25 protein-coding genes and 1 pseudogene are annotated in these 19,846 nt (G+C 36.5%); 21 read left to right on the top strand and 5 right to left on the bottom strand.

The window, feature by feature from the left end; translation table 11 throughout:
- The first annotated feature begins 109 nt into the window (after positions 1 to 109).
- The 14 genes from NY607_RS01615 (at position 110) to NY607_RS01550 (ending at position 13,249) form a co-directional block, all read left to right on the top strand.
- Positions 110 to 5,488: a phage tail tape measure protein gene (locus NY607_RS01615; protein ID WP_259419014.1), complete on the top strand. Its 5,379-nt coding sequence runs from the start codon at positions 110 to 112 to the stop codon at positions 5,486 to 5,488.
- An 11-nt stretch (positions 5,489 to 5,499) separates the two neighbouring features.
- Positions 5,500 to 6,390, top strand: coding sequence for a phage tail family protein (locus tag NY607_RS01610; protein WP_259419013.1), 891 nt, complete (start codon positions 5,500 to 5,502; stop codon positions 6,388 to 6,390).
- A gap of 2 nt (positions 6,391 to 6,392) precedes the next feature.
- Positions 6,393 to 7,505: a siphovirus ReqiPepy6 Gp37-like family protein gene (locus NY607_RS01605; protein ID WP_259419012.1), complete on the top strand. Its 1,113-nt coding sequence runs from the start codon at positions 6,393 to 6,395 to the stop codon at positions 7,503 to 7,505.
- Complete coding sequence (locus tag NY607_RS01600) at positions 7,505 to 8,896, top strand: hypothetical protein (protein ID WP_259419010.1); 1,392 nt, start codon at positions 7,505 to 7,507, stop codon at positions 8,894 to 8,896. The genes NY607_RS01605 and NY607_RS01600 overlap by 1 nt, the downstream gene beginning before the upstream one ends.
- A 15-nt stretch (positions 8,897 to 8,911) precedes the next feature.
- Positions 8,912 to 9,199: a hypothetical protein gene (locus NY607_RS01595; RefSeq protein WP_259419009.1), complete on the top strand. Its 288-nt coding sequence runs from the start codon at positions 8,912 to 8,914 to the stop codon at positions 9,197 to 9,199.
- Position 9,200: 1 nt separating this feature from the next.
- Complete coding sequence (locus NY607_RS01590) at positions 9,201 to 9,410, top strand: hypothetical protein (protein ID WP_259419008.1); 210 nt, start codon at positions 9,201 to 9,203, stop codon at positions 9,408 to 9,410.
- 135 nt (positions 9,411 to 9,545) lie between these two features.
- Positions 9,546 to 9,743 carry a hemolysin XhlA family protein gene (locus NY607_RS01585; RefSeq protein WP_259419007.1) on the top strand — a complete coding sequence of 66 codons (198 nt, stop codon included), beginning with the start codon at positions 9,546 to 9,548 and terminating at the stop codon, positions 9,741 to 9,743.
- A gap of 1 nt (position 9,744) precedes the next feature.
- A complete protein-coding gene (locus NY607_RS01580) occupies positions 9,745 to 10,005 on the top strand; it encodes a phage holin (RefSeq protein WP_259419006.1) in 261 nt (86 codons plus the stop codon).
- Positions 10,002 to 10,670 carry a M15 family metallopeptidase gene (locus NY607_RS01575; RefSeq protein ID WP_259419005.1) on the top strand — a complete coding sequence of 223 codons (669 nt, stop codon included), beginning with the start codon at positions 10,002 to 10,004 and terminating at the stop codon, positions 10,668 to 10,670. Before NY607_RS01580 ends, NY607_RS01575 begins: the two co-directional genes overlap by 4 nt.
- Positions 10,671 to 10,808: 138 nt before the next feature.
- Entirely contained in the window at positions 10,809 to 11,099 is a 291-nt protein-coding gene (locus tag NY607_RS01570; RefSeq protein WP_259419004.1) for a hypothetical protein, read from the top strand.
- Positions 11,080 to 11,301 (top strand): WYL domain-containing protein, encoded by a 222-nt coding sequence (locus tag NY607_RS01565; RefSeq protein ID WP_259419003.1) that lies wholly within the window; start codon positions 11,080 to 11,082, stop codon positions 11,299 to 11,301. The genes NY607_RS01570 and NY607_RS01565 overlap by 20 nt, the downstream gene beginning before the upstream one ends.
- Positions 11,298 to 12,557, top strand: coding sequence for a Y-family DNA polymerase (locus tag NY607_RS01560; protein ID WP_259419002.1), 1,260 nt, complete (start codon positions 11,298 to 11,300; stop codon positions 12,555 to 12,557). Before NY607_RS01565 ends, NY607_RS01560 begins: the two co-directional genes overlap by 4 nt.
- Positions 12,558 to 12,567: 10 nt before the next feature.
- A complete protein-coding gene (locus NY607_RS01555; RefSeq protein ID WP_259419001.1) occupies positions 12,568 to 12,900 on the top strand; it encodes a YolD-like family protein in 333 nt (110 codons plus the stop codon).
- Complete coding sequence (locus tag NY607_RS01550; RefSeq protein ID WP_259419000.1) at positions 12,893 to 13,249, top strand: YhjD family protein; 357 nt, start codon at positions 12,893 to 12,895, stop codon at positions 13,247 to 13,249. The genes NY607_RS01555 and NY607_RS01550 overlap by 8 nt, the downstream gene beginning before the upstream one ends.
- 28 nt (positions 13,250 to 13,277) lie before the next feature.
- Here the strand turns inward: NY607_RS01550 and NY607_RS01545 are convergent, their stop codons facing one another.
- The 5 genes from NY607_RS01545 to NY607_RS01525 form a co-directional block, all read right to left on the bottom strand.
- On the bottom strand, positions 13,278 to 13,694 hold the full coding sequence (locus NY607_RS01545; protein ID WP_259418999.1) for a type II toxin-antitoxin system HicB family antitoxin: 417 nt from the start codon (positions 13,692 to 13,694) through the stop codon (positions 13,278 to 13,280).
- A gap of 26 nt (positions 13,695 to 13,720) precedes the next feature.
- Entirely contained in the window at positions 13,721 to 13,912 is a 192-nt protein-coding gene (locus NY607_RS01540) for a type II toxin-antitoxin system HicA family toxin (protein ID WP_112117283.1), read from the bottom strand.
- A 114-nt stretch (positions 13,913 to 14,026) separates the two neighbouring features.
- Positions 14,027 to 14,596 carry a hypothetical protein gene (locus tag NY607_RS01535; protein ID WP_259418998.1) on the bottom strand — a complete coding sequence of 190 codons (570 nt, stop codon included), beginning with the start codon at positions 14,594 to 14,596 and terminating at the stop codon, positions 14,027 to 14,029.
- Positions 14,597 to 14,671: 75 nt separating this feature from the next.
- Entirely contained in the window at positions 14,672 to 14,881 is a 210-nt protein-coding gene (locus tag NY607_RS01530; RefSeq protein WP_259418997.1) for a hypothetical protein, read from the bottom strand.
- Positions 14,882 to 14,902: 21 nt separating this feature from the next.
- Positions 14,903 to 15,106: a helix-turn-helix domain-containing protein gene (locus tag NY607_RS01525; RefSeq protein ID WP_259418996.1), complete on the bottom strand. Its 204-nt coding sequence runs from the start codon at positions 15,104 to 15,106 to the stop codon at positions 14,903 to 14,905.
- 168 nt (positions 15,107 to 15,274) lie between these two features.
- Here NY607_RS01525 and NY607_RS01520 point away from each other — a divergent pair, with 168 nt between their 5' ends.
- From NY607_RS01520 to NY607_RS01495, 7 genes and pseudogenes are all read left to right on the top strand, one after another.
- Complete coding sequence (locus NY607_RS01520) at positions 15,275 to 16,162, top strand: helix-turn-helix domain-containing protein (protein WP_259418995.1); 888 nt, start codon at positions 15,275 to 15,277, stop codon at positions 16,160 to 16,162.
- A 14-nt stretch (positions 16,163 to 16,176) separates the two neighbouring features.
- A complete protein-coding gene (locus tag NY607_RS01515; RefSeq protein WP_158539196.1) occupies positions 16,177 to 16,347 on the top strand; it encodes a hypothetical protein in 171 nt (56 codons plus the stop codon).
- Positions 16,348 to 16,529: 182 nt separating this feature from the next.
- Positions 16,530 to 17,825: an FtsK/SpoIIIE domain-containing protein gene (locus NY607_RS01510; protein ID WP_259418994.1), complete on the top strand. Its 1,296-nt coding sequence runs from the start codon at positions 16,530 to 16,532 to the stop codon at positions 17,823 to 17,825.
- A 201-nt stretch (positions 17,826 to 18,026) separates the two neighbouring features.
- Positions 18,027 to 18,179: pseudogene (locus NY607_RS24245) on the top strand (replication-relaxation family protein); the annotation flags it as partial.
- 39 nt (positions 18,180 to 18,218) lie between these two features.
- A complete protein-coding gene (locus NY607_RS01505) occupies positions 18,219 to 18,365 on the top strand; it encodes a hypothetical protein (RefSeq protein WP_259418993.1) in 147 nt (48 codons plus the stop codon).
- Positions 18,366 to 18,893 carry a hypothetical protein gene (locus NY607_RS01500; protein ID WP_259418992.1) on the top strand — a complete coding sequence of 176 codons (528 nt, stop codon included), beginning with the start codon at positions 18,366 to 18,368 and terminating at the stop codon, positions 18,891 to 18,893. It abuts the gene before it with no gap.
- Between the two features lie 81 nt (positions 18,894 to 18,974).
- Entirely contained in the window at positions 18,975 to 19,766 is a 792-nt protein-coding gene (locus tag NY607_RS01495; protein WP_259418991.1) for a hypothetical protein, read from the top strand.
- Positions 19,767 to 19,846: the final 80 nt, after the last annotated feature.

Raw genomic sequence — 19,846 nt, 5'->3', positions numbered from 1 at the left:
TTTCTGGTTTGAATTATCAAATGAAGATGATGAAGAAATAGAAGAAGTCACAGCCGACGACATTAGTTGGTTGTGATTTTTATTTTTGCCAAAAAGGCGGTGAGAATATATGGCAAGCATAGGAAGTTTAGAAGTCAGTCTTAGTTTAAATGCTTCAAATTTTAACGGAACCATAGCACAAGTAAATCGAAATATGAAAGCGATGGGTAGTGAGTTACAAGCTATAAGAGCAAGAGGAGCGCAATATGAAAATTCGCTAACTGGACTCTCTCAAAAGCAAAATGTACTAACACGATCATTTGATGCTGCATCTATTAAGTTGCAAGAACAGCGACGTAGATATGATGAATTAGTCGCAAGTGGTACCGCATCATCAGCACAAATTGAACGACAAGCCAACGCAGTAAACCAAGCACAAGCACAATACAATCGCTTGGAACGTGAGTTAGCAGAAGTTACAAACCAATTACGTATCCAGTCCTCACAGTGGACACAAGTCGGCCAACGCATGCAGGAAGTAGGAAGTAAATTATCTACTGTAGGCGACGGAATGATGAATGTTGGTAAGAAATTATCAATGTATGTCACAGCACCGATGGCAGCGATGGGTGTTGGAGCATTTAAAGCAGCTGTGGACTTTGAATCTGCTTTTGCAGGTGTACGAAAAACTGTGGATGCAACCGAATCGGAATTCCAATTCTTCTCTGATGAGATTAGAAACATGTCTAAAGAGATTCCTGCTGCAGCTACTGAAATTGCAAAGGTAGCCGAAGCTGCAGGGCAGTTGGGTATTAAAAATGACGCTATTCTAGGTTTTACACGAACAATGACTGATATGGGCGTAGCGACAAACATGTCTGCTGATGAGGCGGCAACAGCACTAGCACGTTTCGCAAACATTACTAAAATGTCACAACAAGACTTTGACAAATTAGGCTCTACAGTAGTTGATCTTGGTAATAACTTCGCTACTACCGAGTCGGAAATCATTGACATGGCCTTACGTTTAGCTGGGGCTGGTGCTCAAATTGGCATGTCTGAAGCTGACATTCTTGGTCTTGCTACTGCTTTATCATCTGTAGGTATCCAAGCTGAAATGGGTGGTTCGGCCTTGTCACGTGTAATGGTACGTATGCAGGTTGCTGCTACTACTGGGCTTGGCAAAACGGAAGAACTATCAAGAAAAACAGGTATGTCTTTACGTGAGTTACAAATGCTTGCTGCTAACAACAGTATGGATTTCACGTCTTTAGCTGACTCATTAGGCATGACTAATAAGGAAATGAAGAACATTGTTAACGCAGGTGTTGACTTAGAAAACTTCGCAAAAGTTGCTGGGATGACTAGTAAGCAATTTAAAGAAATGTTTGAAAAGGATGCAGTAGGTGCAATCGGAGCATTCGTGAATGGTCTGGGTAATGCCGAACAAGCCGGAGAATCAGCTATCAACATGCTTCAAGAGATGGGCATCACAGAGATTCTTCTACGTGACTCATTACTACGTGCAGGGAATGCAAACGAACTATTTGCAAGCTCAATTGACATTGCAAATAAAGCGTGGGAAGAAAATGTTGCTTTAACTAATGAGGCTGAACAACGGTACAAAACGACTGAATCACAATTGATTATCTTGAAAAATAAAGTGACCGATTTAGGGATTACCCTTGGTAATATATTGATTCCAGTTGTCTTATCAATTGTGGAAGTTGTTGGTCCATGGATTGAAAAATTTGCGAGTCTTAGTGAAGGTACACAGAAACTAATTTTAGTTTTAGGCGGTATAGCTGCAGCCATTGGACCTGTAGTTCTGATTGCTGGGGCGCTCGTTTCAAGTGTAGGAGCCATCGTTTCAGCATTTGGGACAGTAGCATTGGCTGTGGGTGAAGCTGGTGGAGTAGTTGCTATGTTAGCATCCAAATTAAGTTTTATAGGACCTTTATTTTCTGCATTAACTGGGCCAATTGGAATTGCCATAGCAGCTGTTGTAGGAGTAGGCGCAGCATTGGTTGTCGCGTACAACAAAGTAGATTGGTTCCGCGAGGGCGTTCAAAACGTAATGTCAGCAATTTGGTCTATTATTCAGAGTGCTTTTAATGCTGTAAAAGATTTCATAATTAATATTTGGAGCCAAATCACTGCATTTTGGAATGAGAATGGTGAGCAAATTAAACAGGCTACATCAAATGTGTGGACTGCAATAAAGGCTGTAATAGATGCCGTAATGCCTGTGATAAGTGCAGTAATTAAAGCAGCTATGTTAGTTGTTCAAGTGATTGTGGAGCAAGTTTGGAACGCTGTTAAAGGTGTTATTCAAGGTGCTTTAGATATTATTTTAGGTTTAATAAAAACATTTAGCAGTTTGTTTACAGGTGACTGGCAAGGTCTTTGGGAAGGTATCAAGCAACTTGTAGGTGGTGCTATTGAGTTAATTTGGAACTTAGTACAATTGATGTTCTTCGGAAAGTTATTAAGCGGGCTAAAAACATTTGTTACTGGGTTCAGTGGAACATTCACATCAATGTGGACGACAATCAAATCCATATTTAGTAATAGTGTTAACTTCATACAAACTGTTTTCACTACAGGATTTAATGGAATAAAGACATTTGCCAATTCTTCTATGAGCGCTGTTAAAACTACCATTTCTACAGTTTGGAATGCTATTAAAACTGTTTTTACAACTGTTATCAATGCTATTAAAGGTGTAATTGATTCTGGATTTAGTGGAATGTTAACTACAATCAAATCAATAATGTCAAACATCCTATCAACTATTGGTAAAGTAGCAGATAAAATGTTTAACGCAGGAAAAGATTTAGTTCTGGGCCTTGTAAATGGTATTAAAAATATGAAAGAAGCAGCAATAGGAGCTATTACAGGTGTTGTAGATGGTGTAGTAAACAAGGCTAAAAAATTGCTTGGAATTGCTTCTCCTTCAAAGGTATTTAAACAAATAGGTTTATGGACTGGTGAAGGGATGGCAATAGGTCTAGATGAATCTAGTCCACGTGTTAACAAAGCTATGTCAAATATTGGTGATGGCATCTTAGCAGTATCTAAAAATTATCAAAAAGAATATACAAATTTGATCGATGAATTTAATCGAAAAAATGAGGATAAAAACGATAAGACACTAGAAAAAATCTACAAGATTCAAAATAAAGCTGCTAAGAAGAAGCGTGATTTAACTCAAAAAGAATTGCAAGACATAGCTTTACTTCAGGCATCTTATAGAGATAACAAGCTTAAAGCTGATCAAGATTTTAACAAGAAATACAAAGCTCTTGTTGAAAAGTCTGAGAAGGAATATTTAGAAGTAATCAAAAGCTACATTGCTGATAAAAAATCTTTGGAAGAGCTGACATTAATCGATGAAGCCAAGGTCTGGGAACAGTCGATGGAACTGTTTGCTGAAGGTACAGCAGAACGTATTAAAGCTCAACAGGAGTACAAAAAAGCTGTAGAAGCTGTGAACAAAGAAATCACAGCTATTAATAATGATTATTCCAACCAGATTTTAAAAATTAACGAGGACTTAGCTAAACAAGAAGAAACATTAACAAAAGCTTATACGGATGCAGTAGATAAACGAGCACAGTCCCTAGTATCGTTTAAAAGCTTATTTGATGAATTTAAAGTTGAAATTGACGTTACTGGTGGCGAGCTATTAGCAAACTTAAAATCACAAGTTGACGGTTTCATATTATGGCAAAAAGAAATCGAAAAATTATCTGAACGAGCTATTGATCAGGGGCTACTTGCCGAATTACGAGAGATGGGACCGAAGGCTCTTGGAGAGTTAAAAGCGCTAAATGGCTTAACAGATGACCAATTAAAACAATACAGTGAATTGTATAAAGAAAAATCTGCATTGGCACGTAAGCAGGCTGAGACAGAGCTGATCGGTATGAAGAATGATACTGATAAGCAAATTACAAATTTACGTAGAGCAGCTTCAGCGCAATTAGATACTCTCAATACTGAATGGCAACAAAAAATTAAAGCTTTAACTCAAACTACATCTTCAGAACTTTCGAGTTTAGAACAGATTGGTAAAGATGCAGGACAAGGCTTGCTTAATGGCCTCGGAAGTATGCAAGGACCACTTGAGAAAAAAGCTCGTGAAATTGCCGATTCTATCACAAAAACAATGAAGTCTGCTTTAGACATCCACTCGCCATCTAGGGTTATGAAACAGATTGGTGAATGGACTGTGGAAGGCCTAGTAGTCGGAATTGAAAAGTCTGAAACAATGGTTTTAAGAGCATCTCAAAATGTAGTTAAAAAAGTAGCAAGTACATTTGAAGAATTACCAGAATTGATTGCTGGATATGAGAAAAAGTATTTCAAAGATTCTCGATCGATTTTAGAAAAGTTCTTTGAGATTTATTCTTCATCTGACGCTTATGGTGTTGAGGCATTCAAGTTTTTGAAAACAGCTTTAGAAATGGAACATCTAAGCTATTACGAGCGAGAAAACTTGATGAAAGAATACGAGAATCAAAAATATTTATCTGGATTTAGACTTGTTCAAATGGAGAAGGATTACAGCAGGAAAGTAATTGAAATTGAAGAAGAGCGAACAAGAAAACAATCTGAATTATTAGCTCAATACGAAGCAGAAGTTACAAAACGTACTGAAGAGATTTACAAACAATTCGGGCTGTTGGATAAGGTTGAATTAAAAGGCTTGTCGGGTGATGAAATGATCACCTCTCTCGATTCGCAAATCATCGCTATGGAAACATATACTGCAAGCATTGAAAAATTGGTGGCTAGAGGTATAGGTGGTAAGTTGCTTGAAGAAATCAGTGCATTAGGACCGAAAGCTGCAGGACAAGTTGCTTCTTTTGCGGACATGACAGAAGAAGAATTAAACAAATATGTAGAGCTGTGGACTCGCAAAAATGAGTTAGCGAAAGAAACAGCAGTGTCTCAATTGACCTCGATGAAAGAAGACATCGATAAACAAATGATCGAAATCAATGAAGATGCTGAAAAACAGTTAGCAAAATATAAAGACGAATATGAATTTATGTTTAAAGAGCTGAATGGTGTTGCATCAAGTGAAATGGATGTTTTGCAAAACAACTTAAATACTGATGGACGTAATGCTATGCAAGGACTTATCGATGGTATGGAGTCGATGAAGAATAGTGTGATAGCAACAGCACAATCCATCGCAAGCGCAGTGTCGTCCACAATTCAGTCTGCTCTTGACATCCACAGTCCATCACGATTGATGCGTGGATTTGGGGTCAATATCGGACAAGGGCTAGTGTTGGGTATGGATGATATGTTAAGTAAAGTAACAGAAGCATCTAAACGCCTTGCCTCATCTGTGGAGGACAATACATCATTTGCTCAAGGAACTCAAAGTAATATTGATAACTCTAAACACTTTAAACCATCTGTGGTCATCCACACTAATGACAGTGGGGCTCGCGAGATGGAACGTACATTACGTCGTATGCAATTTGGATTTTAGGAGGTGACGACTTGATAATTAAAGATATGACGATTATAAATAATCGTGGCGACTCGTTAGTTTTCGGTCGTCACTTTTTTATTCGAGAAGATTTTGCAATAAGTGGATTGGGTGCGAAAGTGAATATGGCAGAGACCACATCTGACGGAGCACATTATCAATCTACAACATTGGAAACTCGTGATATTGAAGTACCCTTTTATATTCAAAAAACAAATCAAGACCCTTGGTGGATTGAGGAAAAAAGACAAGAAGTATATCGAGTATGTAATCCGAAATTCAATCCTATGCGAATTGATTTTTCTACAAATTCAGGAGATCAGTTTTACGTTAATGCGAATTTAACTACTGCACCTTTATTTGGACAAGGCAGAGAAAATGACAATCGTAGATGGGTAACAGGATTACTTCAATTTATTTCAAGTGATCCTTTTATTTATGAGGCTGCATCAAGAAAAGTTGATATAGCTCTTTGGGAATCCAATTTAGAGTTTCCGTTAGAAGTTGTAGAAGAAGGGATTGAAATTGGCTATTGTAACCCTTCCTTAATCGTTAATGTTCTAAATGAGGGTAGTGAATCTACTGGCATGTCAATACGCTTCTTAGCACTTTCTGAAGTGGTAAATCCGAAGCTACTTAATGTAAATACGTATGAAGCTTTTAATCTTAATTACACAATGCTTCCTGGTGATGTAATAGAAGTTTCAACTTACAAAGGAAAACGATCCATCATTTTGATTCGAAATAATGAGCAGTCTAATATCTTTAATGCTCTGGATTTTAATACTTCTAAGTTTCTTCAATTGGAGCCTGGTGACAATTTGTTAAGATATGATGCAAGCAGTGGATTAGATTTTTTGGAAGTGTCTGTTGAGTTTACGCCAAAAAGGATTGGGGTGTAACAATGATTGAATTGTATGTATTCGATTTAGAATTTAATTTATTAGGCGAAATTAGTGAATACAAGGAGCTGCAAATCGAGCGTAATTATGACAAAGTAAGCCAGTTGATTTTACGTATATCAAGTTCGCCAGAAGCAATAGAATTGTTGAAACATGACAACATTTTAACTACACAAGATGATGCTAAATATGGCTATATCATTGAACACTTTGATTATAAAGATGAAGCAGAAACTGAAATTGAAATCCATGCTTATTCTCTTAATTTCATGTTGTCATGGAGGGTTATTGAAAGGCAACAAAAATTCAGCGGCAATGTGGAGGACCTAATAAAATATTTTGTCAAAAACAATGCTATTAATCCTAGTAATCCAAATAAAGTAATTCCTAACCTTAGACTGGCTCCTAATAGTGGCATAAGCATTAATGACGAATCAACTAAAACAGGTGGCGAATTACTAGAACATTGCTTTGAAGTATGCAATAAGCATGAAATGAGTATGGATATTTTACTGAACCATCAAGACAAGAAGTTTGATTTTGTTACGTGGCAAGGGGTAGATCGAAGCACTCAACAAATGATTAATCCACATGTCATTTTCAGCAAAGAGTTCGATAATATCATTAATCAAAAATATGTACACAACAGGGTTGATTATAAGACAACGGCCATTGTAGCTGGTGAAGGCGAAGGAACTGCTCGAAAGTATAAGGTAACAAACGATCAATTTAGTGGATTTAATCGTAGAGAGGTATTTGTTGATGCACGTGATTTGCAAAGTACGTACACAAACGATAATGGTGATGAAATAACCATGTCTACAGCAGAATACAATGCTGCTCTAATTAAACGTGGGGATGAAAAACTTTCTGAATATGAAATTATAGAAACATTTGAAAGCGAAGTTGATATGAATAGTCAGTTTGTGTATGGAATTGATTATTATCTTGGAGATCGAGTAAGCATTAGAAACGATGATATTCAAAGAGTTATGCATCCACGTGTGATTTCGTCTACATTCATTAGCAAGAAAGAAGGAATAATTTTTAGCATTAATTTTGGCAGTAATATTCCCACGTTATTTGAAAAGATAAAAAAGAAGGTGAATAAGTAATGACAATCTATAGTGGGATTTTTAACAGTGTTAACGGTGACCGAAAATATAACGCATGGTGGTTTGCCAAATATTTCGCAACTTTTATTGGGAATGGAGTATTTCCAAACCCAAGTACAAATCTACAAGTTGTATCAAATGAAAATATGAAAGTAGTCGTTAAACCAGGAAGTGGCTGGATTGACGGCTATTTTATTTTTAGTGATGGAGATCATGTGTTGTCATTAGATATCGCGGATGGTGTTTTAAAACGTATTGACCGAGTTGTCATGCGTTTAAATCATTTTGCTCGTAAAATAGAAATCGTAGTCAAAAAAGGTACGTTTGCAAGTAGTCCAGTGGCACCAGTCCTACAACGAGATGGCAATGCTTATGAATTAGTTTTAGCAGATGTATTTGTTGCAAACGGTGCAACTCAGATTACGCAAGCGAATATTACAGATACACGTCTAAATAATAGCTTGTGTGGTATTGTACATGGCACTGTTAATCAAGTTGATACAACTACTTTATTTAACCAGTATCAATCTTGGATTGAGCAACAAAAGGCTATTTATACCCAAGAATTAGAACTGTGGACGGCAGACCAACGATTATCGTTTGAGCAATGGATGGCAGTACAACATTATGATTTTGCAAATTGGCGACAATTGGAGGAACAAGAATTTGCAGATTGGATGTTAGCGCAACAAGCATCATTTAATAATTGGATGCAAAAAGAACAAACAGATTTTCAAGCTTGGGTTTCAAATTTAAAAGAATTATTAGACGAAAACATTGCAGCTGCATTAACTGCTAAAGTTACAACTTTGGAACAGGAAATGGATGCAGTCGGAACATTGCTTGGTGAAAAGGCAAACAACACTGATCTAAAATCATTACAAGATACATTTGGGGAACATGTAATGGAAGGTAATCCAAATGCTCATAAAGCTAAAAACATCGTATTAGAGGACGTCGCTGGTATATTTGTCGCAGAGAACATCGAAGAAGGAATGAAAGAGCTTTTTACAAATGTCAGTAACGGAAAACAATTGATAGGCACAGCGATTACTGACGTAGATAATAGTTTGGTAGTGCCTACGAATCCAACATTTCAAAATTTAGCTAACTCAATAAGAAGTATTAGCACTGGTAAGAAGTGGGCGAGTGGTTATAGTGCTTCTGATACTATCGCGGTAAGTGGTTTGCCATTTAATCCTTTTATGGTTGTTGTTATAGGAAATGACCAATTTTCCGTAATCACCAATTTACAAAAAGCAACAAATGGATATATATTCTATCGTACAACCAATGGGGGAAATTATTATGTTAGTACAGCTTCAATTGCAAATAATGGGTTCAATATACGTATGAGATATAGCGGAGTTACTTGGTACGCATTTGAATAAGAAAGGATCGATAAAATGAAAACTCTAATTATCTATGATGAACAAGGTTATATCCTGTCAAAAATAAGTGGTCAACCTATACCAAGAGAGCCGGTTGGGGTGCCATTCCTGTGGATGGACATTCCAGAAGATAAACAAATCAAAACAACAGACGGAATCGGTGTGGATATTTCCGTCACGCCACATCGAGTGATTTTAGAAGACATTCCTTTGAGCGAGATTGAACAACTACGTATGGCTCAATCTGCTACAGATTCAACAGTTTTAGAATTAATGGAAACTATCCTATTAGGAGGAATGTAGAATGACTATTATTCAGATGCTAGTAAGACAATATGCAGTATGTGTGTATGTACATGGAACAAGAAAATTTGATACAGTAGTGGCTGATTATCATGAACCAGTTAAGCGATATGCAGCAGAGAATTATACATTTGAACAAATTGATAATGCATTTGTAAAAGGGCATATTACAGAAATGGAGTACCAACAAACAATCGCTTATACAAAATAAGCAGAGTAAACGCAGCATAAGCTAGCGTTATTTTTTATGCCTTCCACAGATGATTGTGGAGGGCTATTTTTAAACAACAAGACCTAAGTGATGCACTGTACCGAGCAGTGCTATTTTTATTGGTGAGGTGTTGACATGGATCAACGTATTGAAAGATTAGAAACTGATATGACAGATGTTAAAACGCGTCTGGCTGTTGCTGAATCAAATATTAAAGAAATTCGCGAGGATATAGGTGGAATTAAAGACAACACGACTTGGATTTTAAGATTAGTTATTGGTGGACTAGTGGGAGCATTGTTGACCTTTATTATAAAAGGAGGAATGATTTAATATGAAAATTAACTGGAAAGTACGTCTACAACACAAACAGTTTTGGGTGTCATTAATCGCATTACTACTAGTGCTTGCTAATCAAATAGCAGGCATTTTTAATGTCGATATTACGATTTACAATGCTCAAATCACAGCCATTTCAGAGACTGTATTAAGCATTTTAGGATTGCTTGGTATTATTATCGACCCAACTACTGTTGGCACTTCTGACAGCAAGCAGGCGCTTAAATATGACAAGCCAAAGGATGATGCAAAATGACAAGTCTAACTACTACATGTAGAGACATTTCAGAACTATTGCCAGCTGCACAAACTGCCTGTCGTTTGTTATTCCAAGAGTGTTTTAAAGCAGGGATTAAGAACATCTTTATCACTGAAACATATCGCTCACAGGAACGACAGAAGTACCTTTATGCACAAGGCAGAACTCGACCAGGGCAGATTGTTACTTGGACATTAGATAGCAATCACAAGTCACGATTAGCATGGGATATTGCTGTTGGTCCTCCACAGACTTTATATGATGTAACAACACTAAGCAGAGTAGGGACTATTGCACGAAAGCTTGGTATTACATGGGGTGGAGATTGGACAGCGAATATTGATCGTCCACACTTTGAAGTTAAACCAACTTGGATTATGCCAAAGGGATACAAAATTGAAGGACAGGTAATTGTTCCAACCAATAGCAAATACCAAGTGCAATTAATTGTGGAAGGTAATACAACGAAACCAATTGCAAAGGATGATGATAAAATGCAATTTACAAATGAAACACTTAAAGCAGCAGTACGTGACTACCTAAAGCAAGCAGTAGACAAAAAGCTTATTGATAAATCACATCTTGAAAAATTTGATGCTGGCACTCTGACAAACGGAGATTTAAAAGGTTTAGAAATTATCATTGCACAACGTAGCATTTAACAACAATGGCCCGTTACCTTAATTGGTAATGGGCTTTTTTTATTTCCAAAAATTTTATCTTGTCAAAACACAAACGTCTGTTCTAATATGTATACAAACAGATGTTCTTGTATAGATTAAGAAATGGGGAGTTTCATTGTGCCAATAATAACTAACAATAATACGCAGCTAATATTTGGAGTAGGAGATATTTTGATTCAAACTGGATATAAAAGATTTAAAAGCCCAGGGATTGTTCAATTCCTAGAGGTTGATCCATTACCTATAGGCACATCTTTAAAAATTGGCACAAATGAAAAAGTAAAAATGGATGAAGCTCCTGTTACTTTTATTTTCAATCAAGTGGAAAGCTTAGATGTCGTTATTAACCAGCTACTAAAATTACGTGAGATTATGGGAGGAAATCGAGATGCGAGATCAATTAGTTAAAGCAATGCAACGTAATCAAATTGTGAATATGATGTATATGGCTAAATCTGGTGAAGTAACAAAAAGACGTATCAAGATTATTAAAATTGTTGGTCATACGTTCCAAGCTTACTGTTTTACCAAACAAGCAAAACGTACTTTCTTAATTGGAAGTATACTCGCAGTTACTCCTGTTATTCGAAAAGAGCGTGATGTTGTATGAACTATGAGAATATGCCGAATCGACCAATCATTTGTATAGACATGAAAAGCTTCTATGCCAGCTGCATCGCCATGCTTGAAGGGTTGGATATACTAAAGGACCCAATCGCAGTTGTCGGCAATTTTAATCAGCCAGGCAGTGTGGTGTTGGCTGCCTCACCAGTCATGAAAGAACGATTCAAAATTAAAACTGGCAATAGACGATATGAAATTCCCAAACATCCTGACATTAAACTATTTGAACCGAAAATGAGTTTCTTTTTACAAATGTCCATGACCATCACAAAACTTATAGCTAACTATGTACCTGTGGATGCCATACATGTTTATAGTGTGGATGAAAGCTTCGTTGATCTGACTGGCACTGAAAAACTATGGGGTTCAGCAGAGGAAACCGCCAAGGAAATACAACGAGCTATACTTGATCAGTTTAATGTTCCAAGTGCAGTAGGAATGGGTCCAAATATGCTAATGGCTAAATTGGCGTTAGATATTGATGCTAAGAAAACAGGCTTTGCTAAATGGACTTATGAGGACGTACCAACAAAATTATGGCCTGTGAGACCTTTGTCAGAAATGTGGGGGATTGGCAAACAGATGGAGGCCAACCTTAATAAACTGGGCATTCAAACGGTCGGCGGATTAGCAAATGCTGACCTTGATGAACTAGAAAAGGAGTTTGGCGTAATGGGCAATCAATTGTATCACCATGCATGGGGAATAGATTTATCAAAATTGGGTGAACCTTTAGTTAAAAATCCTTCTTTAAGTTTTGGTAAAGGTCAAATGTTGATGAGGGACTATCACACTCGAAAAGAAATATCAGTAGTACTTTTAGAGATGTGCGAAGATGTAATGAAACGTGCAAGGGATGCAGGTTTTGTTGGCCGCACCATCAGTCTTGGCCTATCATACAGCCGTAATGCTATGACTAAAGGATTTCATCGTTCTAAAACAATCAAGGTGCCAACTAATGAAACACTTGAAATGTATAAAGTCTGTATTGAATTACTCGATGAGCATTTTGCAGGGGAGCCAGCACGCCAGTTATCTGTCCGTATTTCTAATTTAGATCGGGAGCACAGTATCCAATTAGATTTATTCGATGAGCGAAAGCCACAACGTCAACTTATTGGGCCAACGATGGATGCGATTCGTAATAAGTTTGGAGCAACTGCATTATTACGAGCTGTGTCATTTACTGGAGCAGGGACAGCAATCAATCGTGATCGTTTAGTTGGCGGACATTTAGCGTAGGAGTGATTTGATGATAAAAGACAGAGGTAATATAAAATGGGCGTCTATGATGATGCCTGAACATTCGGATGTTCTCAGGGAATACAAACAAGATACTACAATACAACGTCGAGACTTAAACGAATGGGAACTAGAAGAAATACAACAAACAATTGATCAAGCTTATAATCAACAGATAGATGTAAAATTAGAAGTGTGGACGGCAGGCAAATCTACTCAATGGACTGGGATAATTAAATCAATTAATACTACAGAACTCATACTCGAAACATTACTTAAAACAAAAACTATTCCCCTCCACAGTGTTCAATCAGCTCAACTGGATGCTGATTATTATGATTAAAGCTGATGAGAGACAATTACTTCATAAATATCTATTACTAGAATTAGCAATCAAGTCACTGCAGATAGATTATTCAAAGCTTGAGGCTTTTAAAATGAAAGTTGTATTTCTTCCAATGATGGATTCCTTGTTGAAAGAACTAAGACAAGAATATTTTGACCTCAAAAGACAACTCTTTCAACATCGTATACGTGTAGTGAAATGGCATCCAGTTGATGAATACTTTAGTGATGTGCAAGTCGCTACCGCAGGCAATGATGTTGTATTACGTTATGCCAACCAAGCTTTAAAGACTCAAGTAGAAAAGTTATTGATTAGTCACATAAAAAATAACCAGGCGCTCATTTGAAAAATTGAGTACCTGGTCTTTTTTTAGTTTATTGATCTTTGCTAATGATTCCTAAGCGTTCCTTAATGGCGAACTGAAGTAATTGTGAGAAATTTATATTTTCTTCTTCAGCTGCGTCATTCAACCATTTTGGGATTGTTAAAGTTTTTTTAATCGCCTTGTTCTCAATCTCATCTCTAATATAATCAGTTCGCACTTCTATAATCGAGATAAAGGCTCCTTGTGGAAGGTCAATGCTGCTAGGATCTGAAGGGGTAGGAATTGTTTCTCCATCTTCCTCCATTCCATATAAGAAACCTGCTAATACATCCTTCGCCATATATACAGATTCGTCCATATCAGAACCTTCTGTAATGCATCCTGGTAGGTCAGGGAACGTTATTGTATAACCTTGTTCATCGTCGGTACCTGGATCGAAAATCGCTGGAAAATAATATTTACCCATCTATATAAAACCTCCTTGCAGAGGGACTATTTAAGTCCCGCCTGCTTTAGTATTGAGTTTGTAGTGCCTAGTTTAAGGTCTTTCTTTGGATGTGGAACTGTTACAGTTCCTTTTTTAGTAGGATGTTTAAAGTGGTGATGACTTCCAACTGTCCTATGTAAATACCATCCATCTTTATTAAGTATCTTGATTATTTCCCTTGATGATATGTTCTTCAACTCCTTTCTATACTCTTATTATAACACGTATTATTTATACGTACAATAAATAATTTGAATTTATTTTACTTTTTTCCTATTTATTTTCAATAAAAAAGCCACTCATTTGAGTGACTAATTTATATTGCTTTCTAATTCTTCTTTAGCCTTCATGGCCTCTGACATAAAATTATTAGACCATTCGACTTTTTCATTCATTTCATTTATCTTAGCCGTACTATTTGTCTCAAGTATTTCCATAGCTATATCAGCAGCAGATTGTCTATTTGCTGCAGCCATATTTAAGTTCTCGACAATTTTCTCAGCAAGTTTTTTATTTGGTTTACTCAATTCTTTAGTAGGGATTTTACTATCTACACTCAAGGCTTTATAAGCTTCTTTAACCTTTTTTAAATTAGAATAAGCATCCTGAGTTGTTATTTCTTTAGCTTCAGCACGCTTCATTGTAAGAACCCAAATGTTGTTCCAAGTATTATCAAATTTATTTACATACTCATCAACAAATACTTTTGTTTCAGCCTCATAATAATTTAATTCTTTATTTACTTCTGCAGATACTGGTTCTTCATCGTCACTTGGTGTTGGATATTCTAATGTTTTATTTTCAGTAATTGGCTTTTCTGCCTCTTCACATCCCACTAGTAATAATGCTGATAATGCTCCAATGTAAAATAATTTCTTCATACATAAAACCTCCCTCATTATTACCATTTTAGGAAATAATCAATTGAAAGTATACAAAAAAACAGACAACCTTGTTTAGTTATCTGCTTTCACTCGATCATTTTCGTTTTCGCCAAGCCATAATACAACAGAATTTGTATTTGTATTGTATATAACTGTGTCTACACGAAAAACACGATTATCCTTAATAATTACTTCTCGTTCTCTTGGTATAAATCCCATATCTAAATGGATTATTTCTTTTTTAGGATTCAACACTTTCCCGATGATATTAAATGTTTTCAACCTACTCACTCCATTACTAGGTTATTTTACTTCAAACATTTCATTCATATCTGTAATTTCAAGAGCTTGTAGAACTTTGGTGATGTGTTCACGATTAATTGAGGTTCTTCTATTAGTTGCAAGTTCACTAATCACTGTACGTGTTAATCCTGTCTTTTCTGCTAATTCCACTTGGGACATTCCTCGTTCAATTAACACTTCTTTTAGTTTTACTTTTAGTTCCATGATTTCACCTCTTTAATTATATTCTCCTTAAATCTCATTATACACAAATCCTTAAATTTAATAAATAATTTTTATTAAATACTTGAATTACTAAATTTAATAATTTATACTCAAATCAATAAATAATGAAATTTAATTATTTTAGAATGGAGAAGAGGTGAAACACAAATGGCATTCGAATACCTAGCACAATACATAACATTCGATTCAGTAGCAGATATGGATAAGAGTGTGGAGGACCACATGGCGGTTCATTATTACGAACTAACAGAATCAGAACGTGCCATCGTTTTCAAACTTGCTTCACACAGCTTAGAACATACAGGAGTATGCCATTTAAAAGCAAGTACCATTGCTACATCATTGGAAATCAGTACAAAGACAGTTTATCGATCAATGAAGAAATTAGCAGAGTTAGGCATCATCGAAAAAGTACCAAGCACTAAATTAAACGGCATTAAAGGGGCTAGTATTTACCGCCTTTTACCTTATGTCCCATCGGACGTGTCCCAACGAGAGACAGCCGATGAAGCTAGTAATGACGCGGTTTGCCCTCCACAATCTGAAAACCAACCATCTAGTTCTTTTAATCTTTTAAGTTCTAAACAAGCAAATAATATTATGAGTCTTGGCAATGAATTAGCTTTGCAAGCTGAAAAGAAAAAGGAGTACATGAACGAGTACCAAGTGATGCTATTTGATTTTATGCACTCACTGCCTATGAGAGATGATTTAAAAGATCAACTTCACAAATGCATATTAGCAACAAAAATGAACGATATACGTGATTTTGTGAACGCTAAGGACGTTTTAGCTAACACTATTAGCGACATTGTGAACGGTACATTAACTATCACTAGTACATTAAGAGCTGTATTTGTTGGGGCGTTTAACAAGGCTGTAGAGCGTTCTAATAAGAAGGTGACTAATTCATCATCTATAGAAGAAACAGCTAATAGAGAGCGTCCAGTACCTTTCTATAATTGGCTGAATGAGCGTGATAGCCATCCACAATCAAATACAAGAACAACAATCGATAACTGGTTGTTGTGGTAAAGGGGAGATTATTAATGACTCATTTTGAGTACATGCAGCAACAAGGTCAATTAACAATCTTTGATTTACTGGATCAATATGAAGAGATGCAGTTCAAGAAGCCATCCACAAATGTTAGTAAGCCTGTTGATAATGATAAAAAGATGTATATAGAGCCTCGTAGGAGAGTGTATATTGTTCGGTGATTTTATGCCCACTTGTATACCCGACGCCATGCCTTATTGAATGCCATGCGAGTATTGAAGTGGGCATATATGAAATGCTGTTGTATCAATTGTTTAATAGCCAATTTGAAATGCTCGATTCAAGCAACTCTTACTACGTAAGAGAACCGTGACGCAGATGAAATTAAAGAAAGGATGAATGTGTGCTTTTTGAAATATTAACAACTTCACTAATGGGTGGAATTGCATTGAAAGCTTTCTCTAAGAGTAGGGGAGTGTCCTCAAATGATTCTGGGAAGATCCAGCGCATTATGTCTTTGTCTGGTTTAAATGTTCGAGATGGTAAAGACACATTAACCACACAACTTGTTAAGAAGAAACAGTTTGAATGGGGATGGGAATACAAGTACAGGATTCCACTTGGTCGTTCATTCGCTGATTATGAATCAAAGCTGAAGGTATTTGAGGATGGTCTGAATAATCGTAGAAAGAAAATTTCATTCAATGATTTACGACAACTGGATTTCAATAAAGACCTTCTTCTGCAACTGCAAGAACTGTGGAAGACAAAACTGACTGAGCAAAAGGAAATTGAACTGTCATATGACGGTCTATTAATTGTGCGAGTGTACGATAAGCCACTTACAAAGGAAGTAAAATTCACACCAGGTAAAGGATGGAGAGTGCCTGTAGGAGTCACAAGAGCGCGCAATGAGTTTAAGTATCATGACTTTGAAATGGTGCCACATGTCATCCTTGGTGGTGCTACGCGATACGGCAAAAGTAATTTCATCAATTCAACTATTTGTAGTCTGGTGCAATGTGAACCAGAGCACACAAACCTTTATTTAATCGATCTAAAAGGTGGAGTGGAACTGTGCGACTATGAAAATATTAAACAGACGATTTCCATTGCCTACGAGCCGTATGAGGCCCTCCACACATTACAGATGACATATGACAAAATGCGTGAAGTACAACGTGAATTAAAGCGTAGAGGAAAGAAGAACGTACAAGAGGCATGCATAAAGAAACGTTACTTTGTTTTCGTTGACGAGGTAGGGGAGCTTAACGCAGCCGAGGCAGTTACTAAGGAAGAGAAACGTTTAAAGTTAGAATGCCAAACTATTATGAGCCAAATAGCAAGGCTAGGAGCAGGCTTAGGCTTTAGGCTAGTTGTAGCCACTCAATATCCAGTAGGTGACATTATACCAAGACAGGTAAAGCAAAATGCTGATGCAAAGTTATGTTTTCGTGTACAGTCTAGCGTAGCTTCACGTGTTGTATTGGACGCAGAGGGAGCAGAGGCATTACCAATGATTAAGGGTCGTGCCATCTACCAAACAGCAGATAAAAAAGAAATACTTCAAACACCACTAATCACACCACAAATTATCCACGATACTATTCAACCTCATATTGTAACGAAAGGGGATCGCGTTGAAGAAACAACTGTCATCGAGAGACGAACAGATACTGTTATTTTTGAAGAAGTTTGATTTTATGACACGTGATCAACTTAGTCGATATTTTAACCTTGGAAAGAAGCGAAATACAAATAGGGTCCTCCACAATTTATCTAGTTATCTATTCTCTATTCGAGACGGCTACGAAACAATTTATTATCTCAATAATTTAGGTCGCCTATATGTTGACTGTGACAAGATTCGCAGAAAGGCGGCCATGTACAACATACCATTATGCGCAATGAGTTCTGGCTGTATTATAAATGTCCGAGGGATTGGAAGAATGAAGTCAAAATATCAGACAGAACCACTTCAATCATTGTGGATGGCATGTTTACAAGGAATGGTTTTCAGCATTTTTTAGAAGTCGATAACCTTCAAACTATGAAGAAGAATAGGGAGAAAATCAAACGTTATAAGGAGCTCATGCCAAGCGTTGTAAAGCAATTAGGTTATTACCCAACACTTGTATGGTTGACAACAACAGAATTGCGTAGGGAACAGCTAGAAGTATCCTGTGGAGGGCTTAAAGTTAAAGTATATACATTTGAAGAAATAAGAGGGGGAATATAGATGTTTAAAAAACGAATTAAACCTGAAGTGGTACCTGCTCATGAATACACGGATTATAGTGATCGATTCGAGGGCGATGAAAAGTATGCCACATTAAGGCATGTAGCTTTGGCTGCATCAATTCCTACAGTAACAGCAGTTGGCACAGGATTATTTATGTTCAACAAATTTAATGACACATATTCCTCCACAGTTATGCCTGTAACTGCTCCACAACAAGTAATGGCACCAGTAGTAGCACAAATACCTTCCACAATCCCTGTTAATACAATCGCTGAACCAACTGGCATAATTGCTGAAAAGTCATTAGAGATATTAGCAACTGCATTAGATCCAGTTGTACAGATATTAGTTGCTATTAGTTTTCCAATAGCCAGCGTCATTATGGTAGGTGGTTGTTTCTTCTTTATGTTAGGAAATAGCGAACGCGCTTGGAATACAATTATGAATGCTGGATTGGGTTATGTATTAATTCAAATGTCTCCGTTATTCTTGGAGATACTAAGAACGATTGGTAAAGCTGTTTAAATGGAATAAGGTATCAGACCACCAATCTTAAACTCCTATTCATATATTAAAAGTAATAAACATGATTGGAGGTGATAATAGATGGAAGATAATAAAAAATGTTCTTGTTGTGGTAACCCATATAAACCATACAAGCCATATAAACCGTATAAGCCATACAAGCCTTATAAACCCTATAAACCGTATAAATCTTGTATACCCTCAACACCTGAATACACTAGGGTGACAATTGTATTACCAACACCACCAGGGGTAGAACCTTTACCTCCATTTATTTATTTTGACGTTGATAATCGACTAGAGAAACAAAAAGTAGGGCTAATTATTGCGACATTAATAGGCTTTTGGGAACAATATTATGAACAGTTAGCTTCAATAGGTACTTCTGAATGGGGTAATTGTTCACTTAAGTATGCTAAAAAAGAATTTACTCCAGTGTGGATAGATGAAGAACAAGGTTGTTTTATAGATAATGGGGAACAAGCACTTAATTTTTTAATGGATTCACTTACAGAATTTTTTAGGCAAAATGGAAATAGAGAAGCAAGAGTGGCTAAAGTACTCTACTTAAACCCAAACTCAAATGCAACAATGTGTAGTAGTAATGGGGATAGTGAATTTTGTGTTCCTTTAGACGTAGCAATTAATCCCAATGCATTGAATAATGATTTGATAAGTGATCTAGATTTAACTGGTTCCCTTTTCCATGCTTGGACACATAGAATAGGATATAGGCATCCTGTAAATGTATATTCAACTTACTTTAGTGCAGAAGCAGCTATGTGTCTTATGAGAGGTTTTCAAGATAAAGTACCTAGTCAACCTGATACTTTATTAACTCAATACTTTGACTGTACTAAATGTAATTCTTAATTTATTTCCTTCTATATTATAGATACGAAAAGACCACTCCGTGATGGGTGGTCTTAATTTCTTATACATAAAAACAAGCG

The sequence above is a fragment of the Lysinibacillus sp. A4 genome (assembly GCF_024919535.1).
Classification (GTDB): Bacteria; Bacillota; Bacilli; order Bacillales_A; family Planococcaceae; genus Lysinibacillus; species Lysinibacillus capsici.
The sequence above is the reverse complement of the archived record's forward strand: the minus strand, read 5'-3'. Positions and strand labels throughout refer to the sequence as shown.

Excerpts from the sequence above, each read along its gene's own strand:
- NY607_RS01615 (WP_259419014.1), top strand. The coding sequence starts at position 110 with ATGGCAAGCATAGGAAGTTTAGAAGTCAGTCTTAGTTTAAATGCTTCA.
- NY607_RS01605 (WP_259419012.1), top strand. The coding sequence starts at position 6,393 with ATGATTGAATTGTATGTATTCGATTTAGAATTTAATTTATTAGGCGAA.
- NY607_RS01600 (WP_259419010.1), top strand. The coding sequence starts at position 7,505 with ATGACAATCTATAGTGGGATTTTTAACAGTGTTAACGGTGACCGAAAA.
- NY607_RS01595 (WP_259419009.1), top strand. The coding sequence starts at position 8,912 with ATGAAAACTCTAATTATCTATGATGAACAAGGTTATATCCTGTCAAAA.
- NY607_RS01590 (WP_259419008.1), top strand. The coding sequence starts at position 9,201 with ATGACTATTATTCAGATGCTAGTAAGACAATATGCAGTATGTGTGTAT.
- NY607_RS01585 (WP_259419007.1), top strand. The coding sequence starts at position 9,546 with ATGGATCAACGTATTGAAAGATTAGAAACTGATATGACAGATGTTAAA.
- NY607_RS01580 (WP_259419006.1), top strand. The coding sequence starts at position 9,745 with ATGAAAATTAACTGGAAAGTACGTCTACAACACAAACAGTTTTGGGTG.
- NY607_RS01575 (WP_259419005.1), top strand. The coding sequence starts at position 10,002 with ATGACAAGTCTAACTACTACATGTAGAGACATTTCAGAACTATTGCCA.
- NY607_RS01565 (WP_259419003.1), top strand. The coding sequence starts at position 11,080 with ATGCGAGATCAATTAGTTAAAGCAATGCAACGTAATCAAATTGTGAAT.
- NY607_RS01560 (WP_259419002.1), top strand. The coding sequence starts at position 11,298 with ATGAACTATGAGAATATGCCGAATCGACCAATCATTTGTATAGACATG.
- NY607_RS01555 (WP_259419001.1), top strand. The coding sequence starts at position 12,568 with ATGATAAAAGACAGAGGTAATATAAAATGGGCGTCTATGATGATGCCT.
- NY607_RS01550 (WP_259419000.1), top strand. The coding sequence starts at position 12,893 with ATGATTAAAGCTGATGAGAGACAATTACTTCATAAATATCTATTACTA.
- NY607_RS01545 (WP_259418999.1), bottom strand. The coding sequence starts at position 13,694 with ATGGGTAAATATTATTTTCCAGCGATTTTCGATCCAGGTACCGACGAT.
- NY607_RS01535 (WP_259418998.1), bottom strand. The coding sequence starts at position 14,596 with ATGAAGAAATTATTTTACATTGGAGCATTATCAGCATTATTACTAGTG.
- NY607_RS01525 (WP_259418996.1), bottom strand. The coding sequence starts at position 15,106 with ATGGAACTAAAAGTAAAACTAAAAGAAGTGTTAATTGAACGAGGAATG.
- NY607_RS01520 (WP_259418995.1), top strand. The coding sequence starts at position 15,275 with ATGGCATTCGAATACCTAGCACAATACATAACATTCGATTCAGTAGCA.
- NY607_RS01515 (WP_158539196.1), top strand. The coding sequence starts at position 16,177 with ATGACTCATTTTGAGTACATGCAGCAACAAGGTCAATTAACAATCTTT.
- NY607_RS01505 (WP_259418993.1), top strand. The coding sequence starts at position 18,219 with ATGCCAAGCGTTGTAAAGCAATTAGGTTATTACCCAACACTTGTATGG.
- NY607_RS01500 (WP_259418992.1), top strand. The coding sequence starts at position 18,366 with ATGTTTAAAAAACGAATTAAACCTGAAGTGGTACCTGCTCATGAATAC.
- NY607_RS01495 (WP_259418991.1), top strand. The coding sequence starts at position 18,975 with ATGGAAGATAATAAAAAATGTTCTTGTTGTGGTAACCCATATAAACCA.